The organism is Massilia sp. (genome assembly GCF_032106685.1).
Taxonomy (GTDB): Bacteria; Pseudomonadota; Gammaproteobacteria; order Burkholderiales; family Burkholderiaceae_D; genus Telluria.
Window position 1 is genome coordinate 15,572 of the sequence record NZ_DAMCPG010000045.1, and the last position, 25,705, is coordinate 41,276.

Consider the following 25,705-nt stretch of genomic DNA (forward strand, 5'->3'; position numbering starts at 1 on the left):
TAATCCAACAATTGTCGGAAGCGCTCCATGCGGAACAGGGCTTCCCCGCGTACGCCGTAGAATCGCTCCACGATCAACGGCGACGCGAGGAACCCCCATGAAGGCAGTCCGCATCCATCGTTACGGAGGACGCGAAGTCCTCTCCATCGACAATATCCCGCTCCCCGACATCGCCCCGGACGACGTGCTGGTGCGGGTCGTGGCCGCCTCCATCAATCCGGTCGACTGGAAAGTGCGCGAAGGCTACCTGGCGCAAATGATTCCGCACGCGCTGCCGCTGACCCTCGGCTGGGACGTGTCCGGCGTGGTGGAAACGGTCGGTACCCGGGTCACGCAGTGGCAGACCGGCGACGCCGTCTTTGCGCGCCCGGACATCGCCCGCAACGGCACCTATGCCGAGTACGTCGCGGTCCGCGCCAGCGAATGCGCGCGCAAGCCGCGCACCATCTCGCACGTGGAAGCGGCCTCGCTGCCGCTGGCGGGCATCACGGCCTGGGAAGCGATGATGGATACCGCCCGGGTGCAGGCCGGCCAGCGCGTGCTGGTCCAGGCCGGTTCCGGCGGCGTCGGCTCGCTCGCGGTCCAGCTCGTGAAAGCCGCGGGCGCCACCGTCATCGCCACCGCCTCCGGCCGCAACCGCGCACTGGTGGAGTCGCTGGGCGTGGACCAGTTCGTGGACTACACGACGACCAAAGTGGCCGAAGCCGTCGAGCCGGTCGACGCCGTGTTCGACACCATCGGCGGCGAGGTGCAGGAAGCGGCCTGGTCCATCCTGAAGCCGGGCGGCATCCAGGTCTCGATCATCAGCCCGCCCAGCGAGGAAAAGGCGACAGTGCTGGGCGTGCGCGCCGGCTTCGTCTTCATCGGGCCGAACGCGCCGGTGCTCGAACGGCTGGCGACGATGGTCGACGGCGGCCGGTTGCGCCCGATCGTGGGCGCCGAGTTCGCGCTGGAGGACATCGCCGCCGCGCATGCGCTCAGCGAAAGCGGACGGGCGGTGGGCAAGATCGTGCTCTACGTCGGCAAGCCTTGAGCCTGGTTTCATGGAGGTTGTGCTGCCGCGTGCGCCTGCGTTTGCATCAAGCGTGCGCGCCGTCACGCGGGCGTAGCGCCCTCGCGGCGCCTGCGCGCATCGGCTACACTAGCCGTATGCACAATACCTTGCACCCGAATCATGCTGTTGCGCGGCGCGCCGGAGGCCGCCGTGGATGACCTTTTCAAGAACGAACCCGCGCCGCCGCTGGCCGAGGCGCTGCGCCCGCGCACGATAGACGAGGTGGTCGGCCAGAGCCACCTGCTGGGCGAGGGCAAGCCGCTGAACCTGGTGTTCAAGTCGGGCAAGCCGCATTCGATGATCCTGTGGGGGCCGCCGGGCGTCGGCAAGACCACGCTGGCGCGCCTGACAGCCTACGCCTTCGATTGCGAATTCATCGCGCTGTCCGCCGTGCTGTCGGGCGTGAAGGACATCCGCGCCGCCGTCGAGCAGGCCGAGCAGTACCTGGCGCGCGGCAAGCACACCATCCTCTTCATCGACGAGATCCACCGCTTCAACAAGTCGCAGCAGGACGCCTTGCTGCCCTTCGTCGAATCGGGCCTGGTGACGCTGATCGGCGCGACCACCGAGAACCCCTCGTTCGAGGTCAACTCCGCGCTGCTGTCGCGCTCCCAGGTGTATGTGCTGAAAGCCCTGGACGAGGGCGAGATGCGCCAGCTCCTCAAGCGCGCCCAGGAGCGGGTGCTGAAGCACCTGACGTTCGACGAGGTGGCGGTGAACACCCTGGTCGGCTATGCCGACGGCGACGCGCGCCGCTTCCTGAACCTGCTCGAACAGACCAAGACCTCGGCCGAGACTTCAAGCGTGACCCACATTACCGGCGACTTCGTCGACAACGCTCTGACGCTCAATTCGCGCCGCTTCGACAAGGGTGGCGACAATTTCTACGACCAGATCTCGGCCCTGCACAAGTCGGTGCGCGGCTCGCATCCGGACGCGGCCCTGTACTGGCTGTGCCGCATGCTCGATGGCGGCGCCGACGCCAAGTACCTGTCGCGCCGCATCGTGCGCATGGCCTGGGAAGACATTGGTCTCGCCGACCCGCGCGCCCTGCAGATCGCCAACGACGCGGCCACCACCTATGAGCGCCTGGGCTCGCCCGAAGGCGAACTGGCGCTGGGCCAGGCCGTGGTGTATCTCGCGATCGCGGCCAAGAGCAATGCCGGCTACAACGCCTTCAATGCCGCCATGGCGTTCGTCCGCAAGGACCGGTCGCGCGAGGTGCCGGTGCACCTGCGCAATGCGCCGACCAAGCTGATGAAGGAGCTCGGCTACGGCCATGAATACCGCTACGCCCACGACGAGCCGCACGCCTATGCGGCCGGCGAAACCTACCTGCCCGAGGGCATGCTTGAACCGGGCTGGTACCAGCCGGTGCCGCGCGGGATGGAAGCGAAGATCGCGGACAAGCTGGCTTTCCTGCGCCAGCTCGACGCCGACGCCCAGGACGATACGCAGGAGTGAAGCGGGCAGGGTGGGCGGCCTGATGCATGCACCGCAATTCGATGACCGAATCATCCAAATAAATCGGGTCGGCTTGGTACAATTGTGGTTTCGACATAGCCAAGTCCAACCCGACATGATTGACATCCAACTTCTCCGCAAAGACATCGACAACGTCGCCGCCCGCCTGGCGGCCCGCAAGTTCCAGCTCGACGTGAGCGCCTTCAACGCGCTGGAAGCGGAGCGCAAGGCGATCCAGACCCGCACCGAGGAACTGCAGGGCAAGCGCAACTCGCTGTCCAAGCAGATCGGCATGCTCAAGGGCAAAGGCGAGGACACCACGAGCGTGATGGCGGAAGTGGCCGGCCTGGGCGACGAGCTGAAGGCCAACGAGGTCGCGCTGGGCGAGGTGCAGCGCAAGATGGCCGAGTTCATGGAAGCGATCCCGAACCTGCCGCACGAGTCGGTGCCCGCCGGCCAGGACGAAACCGGCAACGTCGAGGTGCGCAAGTTCGGCACGCCGCCATCCTTCGACTTCGAAGTGAAGGACCACGTCGACATCGGCGAAAAGCTGGGCCTGGACTTCGACACCGCGACCAAGCTGACCGGCTCGCGCTTCTCGGTCATGAAGGGCGGCATCGCGCGCCTGCACCGCGCGCTGGCCCAGTACATGCTCGACACCCACACCGAAAAGCACGGCTACACCGAGTGCTACACGCCCTACATGGTGAACGCCGATTCGCTGCGCGGCACCGGCCAGCTGCCGAAGTTCGAAGCCGACCTGTTCTCGGTGAAGAAGGGCGGCGCGGAAGGCGAGGGCGAGCACTTCTACTTGATCCCGACCTCGGAGGTGTCGCTGACCAACATGGTGCGCGACGAGATCGTGGCGCTCGACGCGCTGCCGATCAGGATGACCGCCCACACCCCGTGCTTCCGTTCGGAAGCCGGCAGCTACGGCCGCGACACCCGCGGCATGATCCGCCAGCACCAGTTCGACAAGGTCGAGTTGGTGCAGGCCGTGCATCCGGAGCAGTCCTACGTTGCGCTGGAAGAGATGGTCGGCCAGGCCGAATTCATCCTCCAGAGCCTGGGCCTGCCTTATCGCGTGATGCTGCTGTGTACCGGCGACATGGGCTTCGGCGCCGCCAAGACCTACGACCTGGAAGTCTGGCTGCCGGCCCAGAACACCTACCGCGAGATCTCCTCGCTGTCGAACACCGAAGCCTTCCAGGCCCGCCGCATGGCCGCGCGCTTCCGCAATGCCCAGAACAAGCCGGAGCTGCTGCACACGCTCAACGGCTCGGGCCTGGCGGTCGGCCGCACCCTGGTGGCGGTGCTGGAGAACTTCCAGCAGGCCGATGGCAGCGTGATCGTTCCGGAAGTGCTGCGTCCCTACATGGGCGGGCTGGAGCGCCTGGCGCCGGCGGCCTGAAGCCGTATCGCTCGCGGCTGAATTTGCTCTTCCGTTTTTGCGGGAGCCTCGCTATAATGCGTGTCTCTTGCAGCGACCGCGCCGCACCGAATTAGGAGAGGTGGCAGAGTGGTCGAATGTACCTGACTCGAAATCAGGCGTACGGGTGACCGTACCGTGGGTTCGAATCCCACCCTCTCCGCCAGTAAATGAAAAAGGCTCCCCATGGGAGCCTTTTTTATTTGCTGGCGGAGAGGAGCAAGGCCCCTGCGGGCCTTGCGTGTGGGATTCGAAGCTTGGCGCGTACTCGCGCCAAGGCGGCCCGCGGCACGTGGGCGAATCCCACCCCCTCTGCGACCGCAGGGAGCCTAAATCGCTTTCGGGTTTTTTTGCTTTTATAGCTCTGCTTTTGTGGTCTGCAAAGCAACAAGCTACAGTCACCCACGCAACCCATCCCCCATTCCCACCGCCCATCGCAATTCCCGCCCAGCCCGGCTGCTCGAATGCTATCGTTCAGCATCTGCAAAACCCATCCCAACGAAATGCACACCCGACTCGCCCTGATCCTCCTGCTCGCCGCCGGCAGCGTCCACGCCGCCGACAGCCAGCCTTCCGGAAAACCGATGGCCTGGCCTTACCGCCTGCTCGAAACCGCCCAGGACGCGTTCGAGCAGCGCGCACCCATGCAGGCCCCAGGCGCGACGCTGGCCTTCAGCCTGCCGAAAGTGCCGCCGGAGCAGGGCGATAACCAGGTCGAGCTCGTGCAAGGCGACCAGCGCATCGCCTTGCCGATGGTGTCCGGCGCCTCGTTCGCATTACCGCGCGATCTTGGCCGGGTTGACGGCGCCGCCACGGTGGTCGCAAACCGGCATTTCCGAAAAGGCGAGACGCTGCATCCGAACATCGCGGTACGTTCGCCCGGCCTTCCCGATAACGTCAGGCGCATGGGCGACCTGCGGCTGGCCTGCGCGGCGCAAATGGAGATGGCCAAGGCGGAAGGGTTCAAGTTCCGCGCCGTGCTCGCGGCCGCCGGCATGTTCGGGCTTGGCGTATGCAAGGAACTGGAAGTGACGAAGATCGATGTGCCGCAGGGCGCTTACGACACCGTCACGATCGAGGATGGCGCACGCCGGCTGGTCCAGGGCACGGTGCACGCAAGCGTGCCGCGCCTGGGCGATGGCACCTGGTCCGACGAGGCCCGCATCAGCTACAGCCTGGTTGGCCGCAGTGTGCCGCAGGCTAAATAAAAATTTACGCACAGAACATCTTTCCCCTTCCCACAACCGCCAAACCTTCGCTATAATGCGGCCTCGCTTGCAGCGACCGCAACGCACCGAATAAGGAGAGGTGGCAGAGTGGTCGAATGTACCTGACTCGAAATCAGGCGTACGGGTGACCGTACCGTGGGTTCGAATCCCACCCTCTCCGCCAGTAAATGAAAAAGGCTCCCCATGGGAGCCTTTTTTATTTGCTGGCGGAGAGGAGCAAGGCCCCTGCGGGCCTTGCGTGTGGGATTCGAAGCTTGGCGCGTACTCGCGCCAAGGCGGCCTGCAGGATGTAGGCGAATCCCACCCTCTCCGCCAGTAACAAGAAAAGGGCTCCCGATGGGAGCCCTTTTTGTTTCAGCCCAGCTTTACCCGCCGACCGCCATCTCCACCAGTTCCGCCATCCTGTACGGCTTGGCCAGGTAACGATACCCGCGTTCGTGCCCGGCCAGCAGATCCGGCGCGGTATAGCCCGACGTCAGCACGATGACGACGTGCGGATGGCGCTCGCGCACGATGCCGGCCAGTTCCAGCCCTGTCATGCGCGGCATCATCACGTCGGAAAACAGCACATCGATCGCGCCGTCGCGCTCCAGCGCCTCCAGTGCTTCCCGCGCCGAGTAGGCGACAATGGTTGCGAAGCCGTGGGCATCCAGCAGGGCGCACGCCAGGTCGGCCAGGTCGCGCTCGTCGTCGACCACGAGGATTTTTCGTGGCCCGGCAACGTGGGCGGGGGCGCCGCGCTTGTCCGGGCCCTCCGCTGTCGCGCCGGCTTCCTCGCCGGTCTGGCGGGGCGGCAGGCCGGCCGCGAAGGCCTGCGGCATTTGCCGGGCATGGTGGCGCAGGGCGCGATCGTCCGTGGCCGGCGCGGGCAGCGCGACGGTGCATGCGAAGTTTTCCCAGGCCTGGAGAGCCGGCTCCAGATTGCCCGGAATAAGTACGCCCGGTCTTTGTTGCGTCATGGTGGCGCGCCTTTCTATTTTCCGTTTCGGCGAAATGCGCGTAGTGCGGGGCAGCCGATTCTAACAGTCATTTCAGGGATAGAAGCGCAGGCGCCGAAATCCCACAAAAGACAAAAATAAATCCGAAATGATTAGGCGAACCGGCCGTGCACCTGTATATTGAATCGGGCACTGCATCAAGCCGCTGTTATTGTTGGTCTCTCTCCTGTCTTGCCTTTCGGCAGTCCCGTTTGATTTCCTTCCGTTTCACCTCTTCTTGGTCGTTCGTGCACCCGGGCGCTTTTGCCCATGCAACCTAAAGGATATTAAACATGACTACCCAAACCGGCACCGTCAAATGGTTCAACGACGCCAAAGGCTTCGGCTTCATCGCCCCTGACGCAGGCGGCGCCGACCTGTTCGCGCACTTCCAGGACATCCAGTCGCAAGGCTTCAAGAGCCTGGCCGAAAACCAGCGTGTCTCTTTCGTGCGATCGACCGGCCCGAAAGGCGAAAAAGCCGGCAATATCTGCGCAATTTGAATTTGCCAGCCTGAATGCCGGCGCGCACCACGCAGATAGCATGGGCGCACCGGAACAAGGAAAGATTCGCCTTGCTTGATTCATCGATAGCGATCAATCGAACAATGGCGGAAATAAAGAACGGATTCACGGTAACGTGAATCCGTTTTTGCGTTGTTGCGTTGTCCATTTGCCGATGCCTGCCGATTCGGCAAACCGCGGCCAGGTCGGGTATAGTCATGCGCCGCCGATCTTGCGCTGCCTTTCCCGCAGCCGGTTTTTTTCATCATGAGTATTGCCTTGCCAACTGTCCTGTTCAACACCGCCCTTGGCGCCGGCCTCGGTTTTGCCGGCGGCCTGCTTGGCATCGGCGGCGGCCTGATCGCCATTCCCATGCTGGCCTGGCTGTACGGCATGGACCAGCACCTGGCCCAGGGCACGGCCCTGGTCATGATCGCGCCGAACGTGCTGATCGGCGTCTTCCGCTACCACCAGAAGCACCGCATCGACCTGCGCGCGGTGGCGGGGATCAGCGTGTTTTCCATGATCGCCGCCTACGTCTCCGGGCGGCTGGCGAGCGGCATCGATGCCGGCGCCTTGCGGGTCGCGTTTGCCCTGTTCCTGGTGGCCCTGGCGCTGTACTTCGGCTTCGACCTGCTGCGCAGGCGTCACCCGGGCAAGGCCCATGACGCCCCGCGCCGGATGCCGAATGCGGCCTTGCCCATGCTGGGCATCGCCAGCGGCGCCATGTCGGGGATCTTCACCATCGGCGGCGGCCTGGTGGTGGTGCCGGCCCTGGTCGGCCTGTTCCGCATGGAGCAGACCCGCGCGCAGGGAACGGCGCTGGCGCTGGTGGTGCCCAGCTCGCTGATCGCCCTGTTCGCCTACGCCCAGGGGCAGCACGTGGCCTGGGACGTCGGCCTGCCGATGGCGGTGGGCGGCATCGCGAGCGTGTCGGCGGGCGTCGCGCTGGCCCACCGCTTCCCGCCGGCGCGGCTGCGCCTGCTGTTCTGCGCGGTGCTGCTGGGGACGGCGGCCACGATGCTGGCCGCGATGCGATGACACCGGCCACGCCGGCCTGTTTCGCTTCAGCGCCCGCGTGCCTGCCTATCCCGCCTGGACCGGTCCGCGCACGCAGCGCATCTCGATCATCTCCGCTGCCTTGACGCCGCCATCGGCCGCGTCGATCGCCGTCAGCACTTTCGCCAACGGCGCCGCCAGCCCGGTCACGATCCAGGCCTGGTTGCGGCCGTTCGCCTTGCCCTGGTACAGCGCCCAATCCGCCAGGCGCAGCGCTTGCTGCCAGTCCGGCGCGGCATCGAGGCCGCCGGCGCCGGGCAGGGCGATCACGCCGGCGCTCACGGTCATCGGGACGCTGCAGGCGCCGGCATCGACGGGCGCGCCGCCGATGGCGTCCAGGATGCGCCTGGCCAGCTCGCCGGCGTGAGCGGGATCCGTGCCCGGCGCATGGACCAGGAATTCCTCGCCGCCCCAGCGCAGCACCATGTCGGTGTCGCGCACCGCCAGCGTCAAACGCCGCGCCACCTCGACCAGGACCGCGTCGCCCACGCCGTGGCCCCAGCGGTCGTTGATGCCCTTGAAGTGGTCGACGTCCATCAGCAGGAAGCAGTCGGCGTCGCCGGCCGGCCGGCGCCGCTCGGCCGCGCCCTGGGTCTCCCGTGCGCGCATCTTGTCGAGGAAGGAACGGCGGTTGTACAGGCCGGTGAGGGCGTCGCGCAGCGAATGGAATTCGAGCTGGGTGTTGAGCTGCTGCAGGCGCGCGGCGCTGCGTTTCGCGCGGCGGTAGAGCACGAACACGACCGCGCCCGCCAGCACCGTCAGCACCGCCGCGAAGCTGGTGACGAACTGGATCAGGCGGCGGCTGCGCAGCTGGGTTTCCTTGGCCTCGTTCTCGCGGTGCAGAAACTCGATCTGGCGGGTGCGCTGGCTGGCGTCGAATTCCTCTTGCAGGGCCGCGATCGCGCGGTCGCGCTCGGCCCTGGCGCTGGTCTGCCGCAGCTGCTGCTGCAGGCGCACGGTCGCCAGCGCGTCCTTGTAGAGGCCGGCGTTCTCCTGCATCCGGCTCTTTTCGTCGTACATCGCCTCCAGGTCGGCGAGGGCGCCGGCCTTGCGCAGGTCCTCGATCACGCCGTCGATCCACGGCGTGCCTTCGGCGATGCGGCGCTGGCCGAACAGGGCGAAGCCAAGATTCGCCTTGGCCATCAGGGTCAGGTTCTCGTTGTTGACCCGCTGCGACGCCGCCAGCGCCAGGCGCGCCTCGTGCTCGGCGCTGGCATAGTCCCGGCGGCGCAGGTAGTAATCGGCGATGTTGCCGCGCACCTCGGCTTCCAGCCCCGCCAGGCCGCCGCGCTCGGCCGTCGCCAGCGCATGCCGGAAGCCGGCCAGCGCTTCGGCCGGCCGGTCCAGCCGCAGCAGCGCCATCCCCTGCAGGAACTGCAGCGAGCCCGTGGTGCGCGGCGGCAGGCCGGGCTCGCGCAGTCCCAGGCGCGCGGTCTCGAGGGCCTTGCCGGCATCGTCGGCGTTGATGTAGACCTTGGCGATGCGCGACTGCAGGTAGGCGCGGCTCTCGGCCGCATCCGCATCCGGCCGGTCCTGCTGCAGCTTCAGGCTGCCGAGGAAGGCCGCGATGGCCTTGTCGTATTGCCCACGCGCGTTCAGGACATCGCCCTGGACTTGCGCCACCGTGACCTTCAGCTCGCGCGGCGCATCCCGCGGCATGTCCTTCAGGATGCGCTCGAGTTCCTCGTGGGCCTCGTTGGCGCGGTTCTCGTCGACCAATTGCTTGACCAGGCCCAGCCGCGCGAGCACGGCGCCGGGACGGTCGTGGTTGGCGAGCGCCAGCGCCAGCGCCTCGCGGTCGGCGCGGTAGACCTGGTCGAGCTGCCCGGCATCCTCGCGCAGCCAGACCTCGGTGCGCAGCAGTTCGCGCCGCAGGGCATACGGCGCGTCCTTGCCGGCCGCCGCCTGCAGGGCGACCAGGCGTTCCAGCGCTTGCTGGGCCGAGGTTTCGGACAAGGCGCGAATCGCGTGCAGCTCGGCTTGCGCCTCCTGCTGGCCGACGGGGGCCGCCCACAGGCTGGCGCAGAACAGGGAAGCGGCGGCGGACAGGGCGAAACGGGCGGCAAGCGGCATGGCGGGCGATCGGCGGCGGAACAGGCGCGGGACGCGCAGGACCGGTAATTATCTATGGAAATCTAAGTTGATTCACGGAAATAGCGCTCGGGGCGCCGTCGCGCAACGCGATGATGTCGGCGCACAACACTTTGACGCGCCGGCCCGTGACGCGCCGGCCCGCTTCGCGTCATGCAGCCAGCGTCGCCCGCAACCACACCGCCGCGATCCGCTCCACGTCCTCGTAGCCCTCGCAATCGAGCTGCCCGCCGAAGATGTCCGGATCGAGCTCCTCATACGTCCAGCCGGCGCAGCGCGCGTCCAGCTTCGGCCGCACCGTCTCCAGGAATTCGTCGCGCCCGTCGACGATGGCGATCCCGGTGTAGAGCAGCAGGCTGCCGCCGGGGTTCAGGCGCGCCAGGGCCGCCTCGACGATGGAGACCGACAGCCCGGCGCCGCGCATGTCGCCGCCGTGGCGGTAGCGCAGCTTCGCGGGGTCGAGGATGTAGGGCGGGTTCGACAGCACCAGGTCGAAGCCGCCGTCCAGGCCGTCCAGCAGGTCGGAATGCGCGGTCGGCACGTTCGTGCGGCCCGCCAGGCGCGCATTCACGGCAGTCAGTTCGAGCGCATGGTCGTTGATGTCGGCGCCGACCGATTCGCAGCCGGGAAAGCGGCAGGCCACCTCGATCGCGCCGGCGCCGCTGCCGGCGCCGATGTCGACCGCGCGCCGCGGCGGCGCCAGCGTTTCCATGGAGCGCTGGAGGGCGGCGATGTAGCGGTAGGTGTCGGGCCCGAAGAAGACCGCGTCGTCCGCGCGCGTCGGGAAGGCGGAGTGGAAGTAGAGGCGCGCGCCGATGGTCGAGGCGCGCACGGTGGCGCACAGGCCGTTCTTCGTTTCGCGCAGCACGCCGGCGCGGCGCATCAGGGCCAGGATCTCGCCTGGCACGGCGTCTTCGCGGAACGGGCGGCTCCAGCCGAACACGCCGCGCAGGTCGCGCGCCCGCGCATTGCCGGGACGGTCGTTCACGCGCCGGTGGGTGGCGGGGGTGACGGTGACGAAGCGGTAGCCTGCGCCTTGCAGGGCCTGGCCCAGCGCGAGCAGGGCATCGGGGTCGTGGATGGTGGAGGTCATCCCGCGAGCATCCGGGATCGGCGGTCCGCCCTCCGTACGCTGACGCACATAGCGCAGGCGCCGCAGCGGCGCTCTTATGTGAATATCCGAACATACCTTTGCGCCGGGCGCGTCCATACTGGCAGCACGCCGCGGGCCGGCATAAGGGGTGCCGGCCGGGCGCGCTACCGCACAAGGATCATCATGAAGCCACTGCTGCCGGACCAGGAACACCTGCGCGTCGACCGTGAAGTCGAGCGCGAACGCCACGAGCGCCACCTGCACGACGAGGTGCGCGCCCATCTCGACCTCGACGGCGAATTCCGCCTGAAGGATGCCCGCGAAAGCATGAATTCCACCAACCTGCGGCGGTCGCGATGAGGTGGGAAGGAGACCGCGAAAGCGAGAACGTCGAGGACCGCCGCGGCGGAGGCGGAGGCGGATTCGGCGGCTTCGGTCTGGGCGGGCGCTCGATCGGCCTGGGCACGGTGGCGATCGCGCTGGTGGCGTCGTTCTTCTTCGGCGTCGATCCGCGCGTGGTGCTGAGCTTGCTGGGCGGCGGCGGCGGGCCGGCGCCCCAGGTGGCGCAGCAGCGCGACCCGAACGCGCCCCAGGCCACCGACCGCGAGTCGCGCTTCGTGCGCACCGTGCTCGGCTACACCGAGGACGTCTGGACGCCGCTGTTTCGCGCCCAGGGCGCGACCTACCGGCCGCCGACCCTGGTGCTGTTCAACGACTACACCCAGACCGCCTGCGGCGCCGGCAACAGCGCCACCGGGCCTTTCTACTGCCCGGCCGACCAGAACGTCTACATCGACCTGAGCTTCTTCCGCCTGATGCAGCAGCGTTTCAACGTCGGCGGCGAATTCGCCCAGGCCTACGTCATCGCGCACGAGGTCGGGCACCACGTGCAGAACCTGCTCGGCATCTCGAGCCAGGTCCACAAGGCCCAGCAGGGAGCGTCGGAGACCGAGGGCAATGCGCTGTCGGTACGGCTGGAGCTGCAGGCCGACTGCCTGGCCGGGGTCTGGGCCTATCACGCCAACCAGAAGGAGGCGATCCTCGAGAGCGGCGACGTCGAGACGGCGCTGGCCGCGGCCACCGCGATCGGCGACGACGCCCTGCAGAAGCAGTCGCGCGGCGTGGTGGTGCCGGATTCCTTCACCCACGGCAGCTCGGCGCAGCGGGTGCGCTGGTTCCGGCGCGGCATCGACAGTGGCGACGTGCAGCAGTGTAATACCTTCGACACGCGCCAATTGTGACGCCCGCTTCTGGCAGGAACAAGCGGTTTCCTGCGGTGAATAAAATGCGACTAAATGCGAAATATGCCACCAAAAATTTGCATTTATTGCCGTGCGCGTATCGTAATCGATAGAGTTTTGACATAAGTTTGGAAGACTCATGCGTCCGCCGATGGTGGCTGGACGCACAAACCATCGAGGAGGATTCTATGCTGGCAATGAACTACCGCGGGCCCTACCGCGTTCGCGCCCAACACAAGCCCGACCCCGTGATCGAGCACCCCGGCGACGCCATCGTGCGCGTGACGCGCTCCTGCATCTGCGGTTCCGACCTGCACCTGTACCATGGCATGGTGCCGGACACCCGGGTCGGCCACACCTTCGGCCACGAATTCATCGGCATCGTCGAAGACGTGGGCGCGGGCGTGCAGAACCTGAAGGTGGGCGACCGCGTGCTGGTGCCCTTCAACATCTTCTGCGGCTCCTGCTTCTTCTGCCAGAAAGAACTCTACGGTAATTGCCACAACATGAACGCCGAATCCACCGCGGTCGGGTCGATCTACGGCTATTCGCACACGGCCGGCGGCTACGACGGCGGCCAGGCCGAATACGTGCGCGTGCCGATGGCCGACGTCGGCCCGATGGTCATTCCCGACGACATCGTCGACGACGACGCCGTGCTGCTGACCGACGCGCTGCCGACCGGCTACCAGGCGGCCGAGATGGGCGACATCCAGGAAGGCGACACCGTGGTCGTGTTCGGCGCCGGCCCGGTCGGCATCTTCGCCGCCAAGTCGGCCTGGCTGTTCGGCGCCGGCCGCGTGATCGTGGTCGACGAGGTCGAGTACCGCCTGGAATTCGTCAAGAACTACGCCCAGTGCGAAGTGGTCAACTTCAAGGACGTGGGCGACATGGCGCTGCACATCAAGAAGATGACCGACTGGCTGGGCGCCGACGTCTGCATCGACGCGGTCGGGGGCGACGCCGCCGGCAGCATGGCCCAGACCCTCACCGGGCGCCTGATGAAGATGCAGGCCGGCGCCGCCACCGTGCTGCACTGGTGTATCAATTCGGTGCGCAAGGGCGGCAACGTGTCGATCGTCGGCGTCTACGGCCCGACCTTCAACATGGTCCCGATGGGCAATGCGCTGAACAAGGGCATCACCATGCGCATGAACCAGGCCAGCGTGAAGCGCCACCTGCCGCGCCTGATCGAGCACATCCGCGCCGGCCACATCGATCCCAAGCAGATCATCACCCACCGCGTGCCGCTGGAAGAGGTGGCGGACGCCTACCACATCTTCTCGAGCAAGCTCGACAACTGCATCAAGCCCATCCTGATCCCGCCGCGCGCCCATGAGATCCGCGCGGTGAAGGCCAGCGCAACGATTTGAGGAGGCACGCATGGATCATCGCACCGACGTCAAAGAGCACGACCACGACCATCACCGTCATCACGATCACCAGCATCGCGACCTCGACCACCCCGAGCACCACGGCCATACCCACGAGGTGCAGCCGCAGCTGCGGGCGCAGCGCCCGACGCGCGAGCAGCTCAGCCACATCAAGGGCTGGGGCGCCGACCTCGACCGCGCCAACCGTCCCGGCGTGCCGATGGAGCGCACCCCGCCGCGCTACACCCCGGCCGACATTCCCGAGCCGGTGCCGCAGCGCCAGAACGTCGAGGTGCTGGTCTCGACCGAGCGGCCCGGCATCACGCAAGTGTTCGGCACCGTGCAGCCGCCTTCGGGCCTGTCCGGCATGCTGCGGCGCGCCGCCTTCACCATGACCGAGAACAACATCCGGCGCTGGCTGGTGCTGCTGCTCGCCGACCGCGTGAACGTGGTCGAAGGCGTCGTCGAGGACCTGACCCAGGGCCACGTGCCCAACATCCTGGGCGAGATGGGCATCAAGTCCGAGTGGGAGCACAACAAGAAGGGCCTGGTGAAGAAGGCGGCGATCGCCGGCGCCATCGGCGCGGCCGCCTGGTACCTGATGAAGCGGCGCGACGAACGCTACTGACCAGTCTTCGTCGCCGCATCATTAACAAAAGGAAGCCCCATCCGTTGCGCCCAAGCGCTCCGGATGGGGCTTTTTGCGCTTGAGCAAAATCGTCGATTCGCGGCTCGTCCACACTGCTGGAGTGACCGGTCTACGCCTGAGGCCGGCATCTTCCGACTGGAGACGAGATGAACCTGCGTGCAACCCTGCTGTCCGTAACGCTCGGCGCCCTGTTCGCAACCGACGCGGCCGCCGCCCCCATGATGAGCGCGCCGAAGGCGGCGACCGCCCAATCGAATGCGGCGCTGGTGGCCAGGCTGGCCGCGCAGCGCGCGGCGCGCGGCCTCGACAACAACCATGGCTTCCTGGTCTCGAAACAGCACCCCGGGCTGCAGGGCACCCAGGTGGTGCGCGCCGCCCACACCTACAAGGGCCTGCGCGTGTTCGGCTCCGAATCGGTGGTGGTGGTCGATGCGGCCGGCGCGATCCAGTCGGAAGCCGCGTCGAACCGCCGGGCCCACCTCGGCCGCGGCAACGCCAACCGGCTCGGGCCGGCCACGGCCGACTTCAGCGTCAGGCCGGCGATCCCGCCCAAGGCCGCGATCGACGCCGCGGTGGCTGCCGCGACCGCCGGTTCCGGCGCCGCGCCGGGCCCGAAGGCGACCCACGTGGTGCCGCCGAAGGCCGAGCTCTTGATCTATCCGGTGATGAAGATCGAACGCGTACCCGAGGCGGCCGGCAAGCTGGAGTCCGAACTGAATGCCCTCGACGTGGTGGAAGTCGTCGACCACTACGAGCTGGCCTACCACGTGCGCACGCGCATGCGGCGCGCCGGCAAGCCGCTGTACTTCGACACCATCGTCAGCGCGAAGGACGCCCACATCATCGACCGCTGGAGCATGCTGCAGACCGTGACCGGCGTCGGCAAGAGCCAGTACAACGGCGAGGTGCCGATCAGCACGACGCAGGTGGGCGACACCTTCCAGATGCGCGACCCCGAGCGCGGCACCGGCGGCGCCTACGGCGCGATGGCGATCACCAACGCCAACAACACCAGCAACGCCGGCAAGATGTACACCAACACCAGCAACACCTGGGGCGACGGCAAGCAGTACGTGCGCGGCGGCAGCACCACGGACGCCAACGGCCAGACCGCGGCCGTGAACGCGATGTGGGGCCTGATGAACACCTACGACTCGCTGAAGAACGTGCTCGGCTGGCAGTCGCTCGACGGCCACAACACCGCCAGCTACATCGCGGTGCACGTCAACACCGCCTACGACAACGCCTACTACAGCGACACCTGCCGCTGCATGTTCATCGGCGACGGCTCGACCTTCAGCAGCTTGGGCGCGATCGACGTGATCGGCCACGAGATGGGGCACGGCGTGACGGCGGCGACCTCGGACCTGGTGTACTCGGGCGAATCGGGCGGCCTGAACGAATCGAGCTCGGACATCGGCGGCGAGATCGCCGAAGCCTACGCGCGCGCCGGCGGCAAGGGCGAGGCGATCCCGAACGGCGGCAACGACTGGATGCTGGGCAGCGAGATCGGCCGCAACGGCACGCCGCTGCGCTGGATGTACAAGCCGAGCAAGGACGGCAGCAGCCCGGACGCCTGGAGCACCTCGCTGCGCCGCCTCGACGTCCACTACAGCAGCGGGCCGAACAACCGCATGTTCTACTTCCTGTCCCAGGGCTCGAAGGCCGACAAGGACGGCGACTACTACAGCAAGTACCTGGTGAAGTCGCCGGCCGCGATGACGGGCATCGGCACCGACAAGGCCTTCCGGATCTGGTTCAAGGCGAACACGACCAAGTTCACCTCGAGCACCAACTATGCGGATGCGCGCGCGAAGATGATCGAGGCCGCGCAGGAACTGTATGGCGCGGGCAGCGCCGAGGCGATCGCGGTGCAGCGCGCGTACGCGGCGATCAACGTCGGGGCCGACGTGGATGAGGTGGGGTTGTAGGGTGGACACCCGTGTCCACGCTGTCGTACCGATGCGCCCACCAGCCAGGCCCGCTGTCCGCATCCTATAGAATGGCGCGATCACAAAGGCCGCCTGGTTCGTGGTCCAGTCGCCGCATTGCAGGCCGTGAGACCGCGTGGACACAGGTGTCCACCCTACAAAGGCTGAGCCGGTCAATCACCGCTTTTGCTGACGCGCTTTCGTAGGGTGGGGTCTCGACCCCACGCCGTCAAACGGTCGATCAGCCGCGCATGACGGCTGAGTTAGCGACGTGCGGGCGCCGCACCGCGTGGGGTCGAGACCCCACCCTACAACCCCGGACCCCGCAGTGCTAGTCGCCCAGCATCGGGTAGGGATTCACCGGCGTGCCTTTCCACCACTGCTTCTCGGGCGTGAGCGCGAAGATGGCGAAGTGCAGGTGCGGGGCGCTCGGGTCGGCGTTGCCGGTGGCGCCGACGTAGCCGATCAGGTCGCCGCGCTTGAGCTGCATGCCTTCCTTGATGCCGTCGGCGTAGCGGTCCAGGTGGGCATAGTAATAGGCGTATTTCTCGGCCGGGTCGAACTGGTAGAGCGTGATGCCGCCCGGTTTGCTGTTGAACAGCTTGGCGACCTTGCCGTCGCCGGCGGCGCGCACCGGGGTGCCGCTTGGCGCCATGATGTCGAGCGCTTCGTGGTGGCGCTCCTGGCCGCGCGGCTGGTCGAAGGTGTCGCTCAGCTGGCCGTAGGCGATGCCTTCGACCGGGACCAGCAGCTTGGCCGGCATGCTGCCGCCGGCCGTCAGCTCGGGTGCGGCCGGGGTGGCGGTCGAGGCTTGCGGCGCCGGACGGATCGGCAGATCGGCGTCCGACAGGTCGGTCTGCACGAGCGGGCTGTCAGCCGTGGGTGCGGTGGGTGGATCGGCTGGCGGCGCGGGCAGGGCGCCGCCATCGGTGACGATCGGATCCGGCGCGTCCGCGATCTCTTGCAGGTAGACGAAAAGTCCGCCGGCGCCCACCAGCACGCCCAGCAGGAATGTGACCAGCCATCTCATGCGAGCCTCCCTCTAGTTGATTACTCCTGAAGCACCACGTTCGTCCCCGCCGCGACCACCTGCGCCACTTCCGCGGCGCTCCAGTTGGTCAGGCGGATGCAGCCGTGCGACTCGGTCTTGCCGATAAATTTGGGCACCGGCGTGCCGTGGATGCCGTAGTGCGGCTTGGACAAGTCGATCCAGGCCACGCCGACCGGATTGTTGGGGCCGGCGGCGATCGTGGTCTTCTTGTCGCCGGGCGACGCGTCCCAGAACAGTTTCGGGTTGTAGTGGTAGGTCGGGTTCGGGTGCACGCCTTCGATCTTCCAGTTACCGATCGGCAGGGGATCGTGCTCGCTGCCGGTCGAGGCCGGGTATTGGGCGACCAGGCGGTCGCTCGCGTCGTACAGCATCAGCACCTTGCGGCTGTCGCTGACCACGACCTTGGACGCCTGCGGCAGCGGCGCGCCGCCGTGCACGCTCGGCACCACGATCTGTTCGCCGGCGCGGCTGAAGGTCTTGCCGGGGTTCAGGCGCGCCAGCAGGTCGGGGCTGGCGTGGAATTTTTCGCCCAGGCCTTCGAGTGGCGAGGCATAGCCGAGCTTGTCCAGCTTGGCCTTGTCCATCATGTCTTCGGGGATTTTCTGGAAGGGGCCGGCGACGTCCTCGTTCGTCAGCACGTAGGTGGTGAGGGTAGGCGTCGTGTCCTGGTTCAGCGCGTTCCAGGTGGCGTCGTCGAGCTTGCCGGTCGCTTCCAGGTTGCGCGTCTGCTGGAACGTGGTCAGCGCCTGGCGCATGTTCGAGCCGTAGGCGCCGTCGATCTCGCCGGGCGAGAGGTGCAGGCGGTCGAGCAGGACCTGGGCGCGCAGCAGGCGCTCGAATTCGGCGCGCTCGGTGGCGCCGGCGTCGGCCGGCGCCGGCTGCTGGGCGGCCTGGAGCGGGGCCGCGTTCGGCAGGCCCGGCTGGACGGCGGGGGGATTCTGGGCAGGCGCAACCTGGGCAGATGCGACCGGAAGGGCGCCGGCAAGGACGGCGATGACGATGGGGGTAATCATTTTCTGCATTTGGCACCTGCGATACTTACTGAGAGAAACCTCAGCCTAGGCGCGCCCACCGGTTCGGTCTGTGCGGAAACGTACTGAGGTGCCTTGCCGCCGCTATCGGCTGTATCGGCTGTATCGGCTGTATCGGCTGTATCGGCCGACGCGCTACAATCGCGCCATGAGCCACGATGCCACATCCCATTCGATCACGCTGCAGCCGCTGGACCGCGGTTTCCCCAGCGGCGGCGCGACCATCCTCGAGGCTGCCGAGGCGGCCGGCTTCGAGCTGCCGAATTCCTGCCGCAACGGCACCTGCCGCACCTGCATCTGCCGCCTCGAGGGCGGCGCCGTGCGCTACCTGGTCGAATGGCCCGGCCTGTCGATCGAGGAAAAGCGCGAGAACTGGCTGCTGCCCTGCGTCGCCGTGCCGACCGCCGACGTGGTGGTCAACGCGCCGCTGGCGAAGCGGCTGGCGTGGTAGCGCGGGCCAGCGCCTTGTCGATCGCGGCCGCCACCAGCGGCCAGGCGAAGGACGTGGCCGCCACCTCGTCGTAGTGGCTGGCGCCGGGCAGGATCACGACCTCGGCGCTGTCGCCGGCCGCTTGCGCGCGCGCCGCATAGTCGTGGGCGACGCGCGGCGGCGAGATCGTGTCCAGTTCCCCCGTCACCAGGATCGTGTGCACGCCATTGGGCATCAGCTCGGCGGCATTGGTGTCGGCATACACGTCGGGCCGGCCCGGACCCGGCTGGCCGGCCAGTTCCGGCGTGTCGCGTCCGCAGCTGGTCTTGATCAGTTCGCGTTCGCGGCGCAGGTCGGCCAGGCCGCCCAGGCTCACCACCGCGCGCACCGGCAGCATACGCTCGCGGTACAGCGGGCTGGTTTTCGGCAGGCGCGCGCGGCCGGCGATCCACTGCACCAGCTGCCCGCCGGCCGAGTGGCCGACCGCCACCACGCGGTCCAGGTCGAGCCGGTGGGCGCCGGCCTGGCCCCGCAAGAGGTCGAGCGCCGCGTGCATGTCCTCGTACATGCCTGGATAGCCGCCTCCGGCCTCGTCGACGCGCCGGTATTCCACGTTCCACACCGCAAAGCCGCGTGCGCGCAGGGCGCCGGCCATGTTGCGCAGCTGGGTAATGCCGCCGAACTTCTCGGTCCAGCAGCCGCCGTGGACCAGCACCGCGACCGGGAAGGGGCCGGCGCCCTGCGGCACGAACAGTTCGGCATATTGCGAGGGCGCGGCGCCGTAGGCGATGCGCGCATCGGGGGCGGGGCCGCTCAGGGCCATGTAGTCGTCGAGCTTCATCGGGGCGGCGTCGGCGTTGGCCATCAGGGGGGCCGGTAGCAGGGCGGCAAGGATCATGGAGCGCAGCTTCATCGAGGGAAAATGTTGAGGGAAAGCTGCACTATACCGGGGCTTTCCCCGATGCGCACGATTGAAAACCTTTCCCGTTCTTCCATGCTAGTCTGCGCAAAACGTCAATGTTTTCACAACCACGGGAGGACGAAGATGAGCCAGTCGAAATCGGGCGGCAGCCCGCAGAACAAGCAGTCGGACAACATGTCGGAACAGGACCTGGCCAAGCAGCGCGCCGGCAAGGAAGACAAGAGCAGCCATGACGCCAAGTCGCGCGTGAAGGCCGGCACCGGCGAGGGCGCCGGCGGCGGCGCCAAGCAGAAGCAGAATCACTGACACAGAGGCAAGCAAGGCGTCGCAGGCGGCCCGGGGCCGCCTGCGACGCGCGCATTCACAGAAAGGACGACGATGGAAACCAACGACCCGCGCGAACGCCCTCCGCTGGGTGCCCCGCTGCATGCCCATTCCACGCCCGACCCGGAGCAGACCCCGACTCCGCCCACCATCCCGGTCCCCGACGACGTGCCCGATCCGGCGCACGCACCCGTCGAGGAACCCGTGATTCCCGAGCCGCCGATCCGGGCGCAATAAAAAAGCGCGCAGCCCGCGCGCCGATCCTGCGTCGCCGCGCTCAGCCGCGCGCGGGCGCGCCGCTCATGCAAGCGCGATCCCCTGGCGGACGGCCAGGGGCCCTCCGCCAGGATGTTCCGATTTTACCGCAGCCTTCAGGCCTTGCCCTCTCCCTGGTCCTTCTTCTCGCCCGACGGCAGCGGCGGGATCTGGCGGATCATCTCTTCGGTTTCCTTCTGCGCCGGCGTCTTCTCGCCGCTGCCGATGTCGTCCTCGTGCAGGATGGCGCCGCCCCTGGCCGCCGGGTCCGAACTTTGTCGTGGATTGCTCATGGTGTACTCCTTGCGTTGACAATGTTGGAACAATCCTAACAGCCAGGGATCGCAATCGGCGCGCAATAGAGTCGCCGCGGATGTTGTAATTCACACAAAGTTACAATTATGTTCGGTGTCGAACGTTCCCTGTTTGTGAGTTTTTTTATAATATTCATTCACATTGGGTTCAGTTACGGAGACACACAGATGGGCAATTCGCTGCACAACAAGATCTACCTCGGCCGCAACCATGGCTTCACCTCGCGCCGCTTCCAGGGCGTGCTGGCGGTGGCCGGCATCATCGGGGCCGGCCTGGTCTGGGTTGCCCTGCGCACGCTGCGCTAAGCGGTCGATTGCCGCCAGGCGGGATGGGGCAAGGCCGCTGCAAGTGCCTGCGATGGTTGTCGCCAGGGCTTGCGGCGGTTACCATGTCGGCCGCACCGAACCATGAAAGCGGCAATGAAGAACGAAAAACTGACGACTGACGAATACAACGCGCTCGAATTCATCCGCGGCGGCGCGCGCAGCGACCGGGTGAATGCCTGTGTCGGGCGCAACGCGAAGCGCCTCGCGGGCCTGAAGATGATCCAGTACGGCCGCAACGGCAGCCTGGCCCTGACCGACAAGGGGCAGGAAGTCCTGTTCCTGCGCAGCTGCATCGAAGCCCTGCAGTCCCTGTCCCAGGACCCGGCCGCGCCGGTCGCGGGCGACGTCGTCCAGTTCCTCAGCCGCAAATCGCACATCGCGCCGCGCGCCGAGGGCGGCTTCGAGGTCACGGCCAAGGGCCAGGAATCGCTGGCCGACATCCTGGCGCAGCAGCCGCGCAAGTAGGCGCTCGGCGGTATTCGTAGGGCGGGCACGCCGTGCCCGCCCTACGGCGCGGCGCCGCCCAGGTTTCCTCAGCCGCGCCGGCGCCGGTGCGGATACACGAGCGTACGCACGGCGATTTCCGCCGGGACGTTCATCGCCGCCAGGAATTCGGCCGCGCGCTGCAGGCCGAGCGTGGGAATCGAGGCCACCGCCTGGTTGACCAGGTCGCGCGTGCGCAGGTCGGTGCGGGTGACGCGCGGCCTGGCCGCGGACGCCGGGTGGCCCTGTACTTCTTCCATCTTCACATCAGCTCCGTTAATTGCAATAGAGACATTGCTATTGTAGAGGAATGATGTAGAGATTGCTACGAAGAATTACCTAGCAATATGGTCAGGCGGTGACCGGCTCGGGCTCGGGTTCGGCCGCGGCGGTGTCGTCCGGCGCCAGGCCGCGTCCCTCGACCAGCAGTTGCTCGAATTCGCGCGCCGGCAGCGGACGGCTGAAGTAATACCCCTGCATCTCGTCGCAGCCGTGGCGGCGCAGGTAGTCGAGCTGCTCGCCGGTTTCCACGCCTTCGGCGATCACGGCCAGCTTCAGGTTGTGGGCCAGCGCGATGATCGAGGTGACGATGGCCTCGTCGTTGGCGTCGCGCGTGATGTCGGCCACGAACGAACGGTCGATCTTCAGCACGTCGATCGGGAAGCGCGACAGGTAGGACAGGCTCGAGTAGCCTGTGCCGAAGTCGTCGATCGACAGGTTCACGCCCAGCGCCTTCATCCGGTGCAGCAGTTCCACCGCCGGCGTGACGTCGCTCATGAACAGGCTTTCGGTCAGCTCGATCTCCAGGTAGCGCGGTTCCAGGCCGGTGTCGCGCAGGATCTGCTCGATGCTCTCGATCAGGCCGGCGGCGGCGAACTGGCGCGCCGACAGGTTCACGGCCACGCGCAGCTTCTCGAAACCGGCATCCTGCCAGGCCTTGTTCTGGGCGCAGGCGGTGCGCATCACCCAGGCGCCGATCGGCACGATCAGCCCGGTTTCCTCGGCAATGCTGACGAAGCGGCTCGGCGGCACCATGCCCAGTTCCGGATGCTGCCAGCGGATCAGGGCTTCCATGCCGACGATCTTGCCGCTCTTCATGTCGAGCTGGGGCTGGTAATACAGCACGAATTCGTCGCGCTCGAGGGCGTTGCGCAGCGCGCCTTCGATGCGCACGCGTTCCAGCGACTCCTCGTTCATCGCCGGGGTGTAGAACTGGAAGTTGTTGCGGCCCAGCTTCTTGGCGCGGTACATGGCGATGTCGGCGTGCTCGATCAGGGCGTCGGCCGGCGTGCTTTCGCTCGGGTAGACCGCCACGCCGATGCTGCAGGTGACGAAGAATTCCTTGGTGCCGAGCATGACCGGCTGGGCCACCGCATCCATCACGCGCTGCACGATGTCGACCGTCAGGTGCTGCTCGCCGTGCTCGGACAGGATCACCACGAATTCGTCGCCCGACAGGCGCGCCACCGTGTCCGAATCGCGCAGCGAGGAGCGCAGGCGCGCCGCCACCGTCATCAGGAGCACATCGCCGGCCTTGTGGCCCATGCTGTCGTTGACGAACTTGAAGCGGTCGAGGTCGATCAGCATGACCCACACCGGATTGGCGCTGCGGGTGGCGTAGGCCACGGCCTGGCCGAGCCGGTCCTGCAGCAGCGAACGGTTGGGCAGGCCGGTCAGCACGTCGTGCTGGGCCACGTGGTGCACGCGCTGCTCGGTGAGCTTGCGCGCCGTGATGTCGGAGCCGGTGCCGCGGTAGCCCTGGAAGGTGCCGTGCTCGTCGAACACCGGCTGGCCGCTGACCAGGAACCAGCGCGTGTCGCCGTTGTCGTCCAGGACCTGGTATTCGAGGTCGTTGAAGGCTTCGTGGGCCTTCACCTGGGCGATGTGGGCGCGCCCGGATTCGGTGTCGGCCAGCCCTTGCATGTATTCCCAGCGCGTCTTGCCGAGCACGCGCTCGACCGTCACGCCGGCCTTTTCGGCGAAGCCGCCGGTGATCATCGTGAAGCGGTAGTTGCGGTCCTGTTCCCAGTACCAGTCCGAGGACATCGCCACCAGCTGGCGGAAGCGCTGCTCGCTCTGCTGCAGGGCCTTTTCGGTGCGCTCGCGCGCGATCATGTCGTCGACCAGGCGCCGGTTGGTGCGCTTCAGGTCGGCCGTGCGCTTGCGCACCAGCTGCTGCACGCGCCGGGTGCGCACGCCGGCTGCCTGGACCCAGGCCGCAGTGAGCAGGCTGAGCAGGATGCCGCCGGCCAGGATCGCCAGCGAGGCCAGGTGGTCGGCCGCGAACGGGCGCGGCAGGGCGATGACTTCCACCAGCCAGGGGCGGCCGGCGGCCTCGATCGTGCGCACCAGGCTGGAGCGGTGTTCGGGGGCGATCCAGGCGCCCATGGTGTCGCGCGGTACCGGGGCGTCCTCGGCGCGGGTGCTGAAGATCAGGCTGGCCGGGTCGGGCTTGTCCGAGGCGTAGACCGACATCACGATCTGCCTGTCGCCCAGCAGGTTGGCGCTGGCCAGGGCGTTGTGCACCAGGTCGCGCGCACGCACGATGATGGTGGTGTCGCCGAGCGGCTTGCCGCTGCGGTCGCTCAGCGGCATGACCAGCTGGAAGCTCGGCTGCGGATAGGTGTCCTGGACCAGCTGGAACAGCTCGCTGGCGACGGCGCGCCCTTCGGCGCGGGCGCGGGCCACCGCTTCTCGGATCTGGGGACGGGTGCCCGAATCGAAGCCGAAGGCCGGTTCGTTGCCGGCCATCGGCTCGAGGTAGTAGACGACGTGGTACTGCGCTCGCCGTTCGGCCGGCACGCTCAGGCTGTCGCGCACCTGGCTGATCACCGTGCCCGGCAGTACGCGCTGCATCTCGGCCTCGACCGCGGCGCGCTGGCTGTCCTCGACCGTGCGGTGGAAGTTGAAGGCCTTGATGTAGGGATGGCGCTGCAGCAGGGGCGAGGTGAAATCGTGGAACTGGTCGCGCGTCACCGGCGCGCCCAGGCTGAACAGCTGGTTGGTGACCGTGACCACCTCGACCGCATCGTGCAGGCCCTGGCGCACCGTGGCTACGCGCTGGTCGGCGCGCTGGCCGAAGGAGAGGGCCAGGTTGTCGTATTCGAGATGGCTCACGCCGACGAACAGCGCGCACGAGGCGGCCAGGCCGGCCCCGAAAGTGAGGACGGCCGCGCGGGTGAGGGAAAACGACAGGCGACGCACCATGTTCTGTTCCAGAAGAATAATTTGCTTGCCCAAGAGCACCAAAGCCCCGAAGTGTGTCATACAACGGCGGCTTTCGGCAAACACTTCCGCGCCCCCGCCCGCGCATGCGCGCCGCTGTCGTCCGGATCAGACAGGACGCCATGCCAGCCAGGCAACCACGAGGCGCGCCAGCAGGCGATGCAGCAGGCGATGCCGGAGGCGGTCCGGCCAGGACGGGCGCGCGCTGCGCCGACGCGCCAGGCGGGCGTGACGGGCGGCCCGCGACGCCAGCGCGGGGTCGGCCGCGGAGCCGGGGCCGGGCGGGCCCGGGGCGCGCAGGGCGAACAGGATGTGGTTGTTGCCGGCGATGCCGTCGAGCTGGCAGACCCGCCCGCCGAAGGCGGCGTCGATGCGCGCCTGCAGCGCCGCGTACTGCGGGTCGTAGCTGAGCAGGTTGGCCACCAGCACGCCGCCCTCGCGCAGCGCGCGCCGGCAGGCCGCGTAGAACGCGGCGCTGCCCAGCGCGGCGGGCATGCCGGCGGCGTCGAAGCCGTCGACCAGGATCACGTCGGCGCTGGCGGGCATGGCCGCGATGTAGTCGGCGGCGTCGGCATGCACGATGCGCAGGCGCGCGTCGTCGGGCGGAATGTGGAATTGCTCGCGCAGGGCGATCACCTCGGCGCTGATCTCGAGCACCGTGATGCGCGTGCGCGGCAGGTGGCGGTGGCAGAACTTGACAAGCGAGCCGCCGCCCAGGCCGACCATCAGGATATGGCGCGGCTGCGGGACGAACAGGACGAAGCACATCATCGCGCGCGCATACTCGAGCACCAGGGCGTCGGGCCTGGAAAGCAGCATCTCGCTCTGGATGTCGCCGGGCTGGAACTCCAGGGTACGGCGGTTGCCGCGCGTGCGCACCAGCGGTGCGCCCTGGCGTTCGTGTGGGCGGGTGGCGTCGGACTCGTGGGGCATGGCGCAAGTATATCGATCCGTTGCGCGCTCGGCAGCGCCGCCGGTGGCTGCGGGGCGGCTCTGCCTTGTTCGCAGGCATTAAATTCTGATAAGCTGGCCTTTGCCGCCACACGGAGTTCTTCATGTTCCTGGATCACCCATCGATCACCGCCACCAACAGCCTGACCGAGCCCGACCGCATCGAGCGGCTCGACCGCGTCTACGGGTATGCGATGGCGCTGGCCGACAGCGCCGGCAACACCGGTTTCGTCGAGCGGGTGACACAGCTGCACGACCACAAGGGCACCCTGATCGTGTTCTGGAACGAGGCGCCGAGC

The 25,705-nt window shown here is 67.4% G+C and carries 28 protein-coding genes and 2 tRNA genes; 19 read left to right on the plus strand and 11 right to left on the minus strand.

Features of this window, described 5'->3' with window-relative positions; genetic code table 11:
* The first annotated feature begins 97 nt into the window (after positions 1–97).
* The 6 genes from RT688_RS19895 to RT688_RS19920 all read left to right on the plus strand — a co-directional run bounded on the left by RT688_RS19895 (position 98) and on the right by RT688_RS19920 (position 5,339).
* Positions 98–1,033 (plus strand): NADP-dependent oxidoreductase, encoded by a 936-nt coding sequence (locus RT688_RS19895; RefSeq protein WP_313706572.1) that lies wholly within the window; start codon positions 98–100, stop codon positions 1,031–1,033.
* Positions 1,034–1,204: 171 nt separating this feature from the next.
* Positions 1,205–2,518 carry a replication-associated recombination protein A gene (locus tag RT688_RS19900; protein ID WP_313706573.1) on the plus strand — a complete coding sequence of 438 codons (1,314 nt, stop codon included), beginning with the start codon at positions 1,205–1,207 and terminating at the stop codon, positions 2,516–2,518.
* 115 nt (positions 2,519–2,633) lie between these two features.
* A complete protein-coding gene (gene serS / locus RT688_RS19905; RefSeq protein ID WP_313706574.1) occupies positions 2,634–3,929 on the plus strand; it encodes a serine--tRNA ligase in 1,296 nt (431 codons plus the stop codon).
* Between the two features lie 94 nt (positions 3,930–4,023).
* A tRNA-Ser gene (locus RT688_RS19910) sits at positions 4,024–4,113 on the plus strand.
* A gap of 337 nt (positions 4,114–4,450) precedes the next feature.
* Complete coding sequence (locus tag RT688_RS19915; RefSeq protein WP_313706575.1) at positions 4,451–5,155, plus strand: hypothetical protein; 705 nt, start codon at positions 4,451–4,453, stop codon at positions 5,153–5,155.
* A 94-nt stretch (positions 5,156–5,249) separates the two neighbouring features.
* A tRNA-Ser gene (locus tag RT688_RS19920) sits at positions 5,250–5,339 on the plus strand.
* 202 nt (positions 5,340–5,541) lie between these two features.
* On the opposite strand, the gene RT688_RS19925 is transcribed toward RT688_RS19920, so the two are convergent.
* Positions 5,542–6,135, minus strand: a complete 594-nt coding sequence (locus tag RT688_RS19925) for a response regulator (protein ID WP_313706576.1) — start codon at positions 6,133–6,135, stop codon at positions 5,542–5,544.
* A gap of 311 nt (positions 6,136–6,446) precedes the next feature.
* Here RT688_RS19925 and RT688_RS19930 point away from each other — a divergent pair, with 311 nt between their 5' ends.
* The gene (locus tag RT688_RS19930) at positions 6,447–6,656 is read left to right on the plus strand and encodes a cold-shock protein (protein ID WP_313706577.1); all 210 of its coding nucleotides are present in this window, start codon (positions 6,447–6,449) and stop codon (positions 6,654–6,656) included.
* 80 nt (positions 6,657–6,736) lie between these two features.
* Here RT688_RS19930 and RT688_RS19935 read toward each other — a convergent pair whose 3' ends face one another.
* Positions 6,737–6,925, minus strand: a complete 189-nt coding sequence (locus RT688_RS19935) for a hypothetical protein (protein ID WP_313706578.1) — start codon at positions 6,923–6,925, stop codon at positions 6,737–6,739.
* On the opposite strand from RT688_RS19935, the gene RT688_RS19940 reads away from it, so the two are divergent.
* The gene (locus RT688_RS19940; RefSeq protein WP_409521955.1) at positions 6,924–7,697 is read left to right on the plus strand and encodes a sulfite exporter TauE/SafE family protein; all 774 of its coding nucleotides are present in this window, start codon (positions 6,924–6,926) and stop codon (positions 7,695–7,697) included. The genes RT688_RS19935 and RT688_RS19940 overlap by 2 nt on opposite strands.
* A gap of 45 nt (positions 7,698–7,742) precedes the next feature.
* On the opposite strand, the gene RT688_RS19945 is transcribed toward RT688_RS19940, so the two are convergent.
* Both RT688_RS19945 and RT688_RS19950 read right to left on the minus strand, forming a co-directional pair.
* Positions 7,743–9,788, minus strand: a complete 2,046-nt coding sequence (locus RT688_RS19945; protein WP_313706580.1) for a diguanylate cyclase — start codon at positions 9,786–9,788, stop codon at positions 7,743–7,745.
* Between the two features lie 169 nt (positions 9,789–9,957).
* Positions 9,958–10,899 (minus strand): class I SAM-dependent methyltransferase, encoded by a 942-nt coding sequence (locus RT688_RS19950; RefSeq protein ID WP_313706581.1) that lies wholly within the window; start codon positions 10,897–10,899, stop codon positions 9,958–9,960.
* Between the two features lie 183 nt (positions 10,900–11,082).
* Here RT688_RS19950 and RT688_RS19955 point away from each other — a divergent pair, with 183 nt between their 5' ends.
* The 5 genes from RT688_RS19955 (at position 11,083) to RT688_RS19975 (ending at position 16,093) form a co-directional block, all read left to right on the plus strand.
* Positions 11,083–11,259 carry a hypothetical protein gene (locus tag RT688_RS19955; RefSeq protein WP_313706582.1) on the plus strand — a complete coding sequence of 59 codons (177 nt, stop codon included), beginning with the start codon at positions 11,083–11,085 and terminating at the stop codon, positions 11,257–11,259.
* Complete coding sequence (locus RT688_RS19960; protein ID WP_313706583.1) at positions 11,256–12,140, plus strand: neutral zinc metallopeptidase; 885 nt, start codon at positions 11,256–11,258, stop codon at positions 12,138–12,140. Before RT688_RS19955 ends, RT688_RS19960 begins: the two co-directional genes overlap by 4 nt.
* Before the next feature lie 188 nt (positions 12,141–12,328).
* Complete coding sequence (locus RT688_RS19965; RefSeq protein ID WP_313706585.1) at positions 12,329–13,513, plus strand: zinc-dependent alcohol dehydrogenase; 1,185 nt, start codon at positions 12,329–12,331, stop codon at positions 13,511–13,513.
* 10 nt (positions 13,514–13,523) lie between these two features.
* Positions 13,524–14,141: a hypothetical protein gene (locus RT688_RS19970; protein ID WP_313706586.1), complete on the plus strand. Its 618-nt coding sequence runs from the start codon at positions 13,524–13,526 to the stop codon at positions 14,139–14,141.
* 167 nt (positions 14,142–14,308) lie between these two features.
* Positions 14,309–16,093 (plus strand): M4 family metallopeptidase, encoded by a 1,785-nt coding sequence (locus RT688_RS19975; RefSeq protein WP_313706587.1) that lies wholly within the window; start codon positions 14,309–14,311, stop codon positions 16,091–16,093.
* 331 nt (positions 16,094–16,424) lie between these two features.
* Here the strand turns inward: RT688_RS19975 and RT688_RS19980 are convergent, their stop codons facing one another.
* Positions 16,425–17,123, minus strand: a complete 699-nt coding sequence (locus RT688_RS19980) for a M23 family metallopeptidase (protein ID WP_313706588.1) — start codon at positions 17,121–17,123, stop codon at positions 16,425–16,427.
* Positions 17,124–17,143: 20 nt separating this feature from the next.
* Positions 17,144–18,157: a L,D-transpeptidase gene (locus RT688_RS19985; protein ID WP_313706589.1), complete on the minus strand. Its 1,014-nt coding sequence runs from the start codon at positions 18,155–18,157 to the stop codon at positions 17,144–17,146.
* A 166-nt stretch (positions 18,158–18,323) separates the two neighbouring features.
* Here RT688_RS19985 and RT688_RS19990 point away from each other — a divergent pair, with 166 nt between their 5' ends.
* Positions 18,324–18,626: a 2Fe-2S iron-sulfur cluster-binding protein gene (locus RT688_RS19990; protein WP_313706590.1), complete on the plus strand. Its 303-nt coding sequence runs from the start codon at positions 18,324–18,326 to the stop codon at positions 18,624–18,626.
* Here RT688_RS19990 and RT688_RS19995 read toward each other — a convergent pair.
* Positions 18,592–19,503: an alpha/beta hydrolase gene (locus tag RT688_RS19995; protein WP_313706591.1), complete on the minus strand. Its 912-nt coding sequence runs from the start codon at positions 19,501–19,503 to the stop codon at positions 18,592–18,594. The two genes, RT688_RS19990 and RT688_RS19995, sit on opposite strands and share 35 nt — an antisense overlap.
* Positions 19,504–19,650: 147 nt before the next feature.
* Here RT688_RS19995 and RT688_RS20000 point away from each other — a divergent pair, with 147 nt between their 5' ends.
* Positions 19,651–19,833, plus strand: coding sequence for a hypothetical protein (locus RT688_RS20000; protein ID WP_313706592.1), 183 nt, complete (start codon positions 19,651–19,653; stop codon positions 19,831–19,833).
* 72 nt (positions 19,834–19,905) lie between these two features.
* The gene (locus tag RT688_RS20005; RefSeq protein WP_313706593.1) at positions 19,906–20,088 is read left to right on the plus strand and encodes a hypothetical protein; all 183 of its coding nucleotides are present in this window, start codon (positions 19,906–19,908) and stop codon (positions 20,086–20,088) included.
* 134 nt (positions 20,089–20,222) lie between these two features.
* Here the strand turns inward: RT688_RS20005 and RT688_RS20010 are convergent, their stop codons facing one another.
* Positions 20,223–20,399 carry a hypothetical protein gene (locus RT688_RS20010; protein WP_313706594.1) on the minus strand — a complete coding sequence of 59 codons (177 nt, stop codon included), beginning with the start codon at positions 20,397–20,399 and terminating at the stop codon, positions 20,223–20,225.
* 189 nt (positions 20,400–20,588) lie between these two features.
* On the opposite strand from RT688_RS20010, the gene RT688_RS20015 reads away from it, so the two are divergent.
* Together RT688_RS20015 and RT688_RS20020 are read left to right on the plus strand one after the other, a co-directional pair.
* Positions 20,589–20,726, plus strand: coding sequence for a hypothetical protein (locus RT688_RS20015; RefSeq protein ID WP_313706595.1), 138 nt, complete (start codon positions 20,589–20,591; stop codon positions 20,724–20,726).
* A 114-nt stretch (positions 20,727–20,840) separates the two neighbouring features.
* Positions 20,841–21,212 carry a hypothetical protein gene (locus RT688_RS20020; RefSeq protein WP_313706596.1) on the plus strand — a complete coding sequence of 124 codons (372 nt, stop codon included), beginning with the start codon at positions 20,841–20,843 and terminating at the stop codon, positions 21,210–21,212.
* A 68-nt stretch (positions 21,213–21,280) separates the two neighbouring features.
* On the opposite strand, the gene RT688_RS20025 is transcribed toward RT688_RS20020, so the two are convergent.
* The 3 genes from RT688_RS20025 to RT688_RS20035 all read right to left on the minus strand — a co-directional run bounded on the left by RT688_RS20025 (position 21,281) and on the right by RT688_RS20035 (position 25,388).
* A complete protein-coding gene (locus RT688_RS20025) occupies positions 21,281–21,490 on the minus strand; it encodes a hypothetical protein (protein WP_313706597.1) in 210 nt (69 codons plus the stop codon).
* Positions 21,491–21,581: 91 nt separating this feature from the next.
* A complete protein-coding gene (locus tag RT688_RS20030; RefSeq protein WP_313706598.1) occupies positions 21,582–24,437 on the minus strand; it encodes an EAL domain-containing protein in 2,856 nt (951 codons plus the stop codon).
* Between the two features lie 126 nt (positions 24,438–24,563).
* A complete protein-coding gene (locus tag RT688_RS20035; protein ID WP_313706599.1) occupies positions 24,564–25,388 on the minus strand; it encodes a fused MFS/spermidine synthase in 825 nt (274 codons plus the stop codon).
* A 122-nt stretch (positions 25,389–25,510) separates the two neighbouring features.
* Here RT688_RS20035 and RT688_RS20040 point away from each other — a divergent pair.
* Positions 25,511–25,705 (plus strand): hypothetical protein (locus tag RT688_RS20040; RefSeq protein WP_313706600.1); only part of this gene is annotated, 195 nt, incomplete at its 3' end.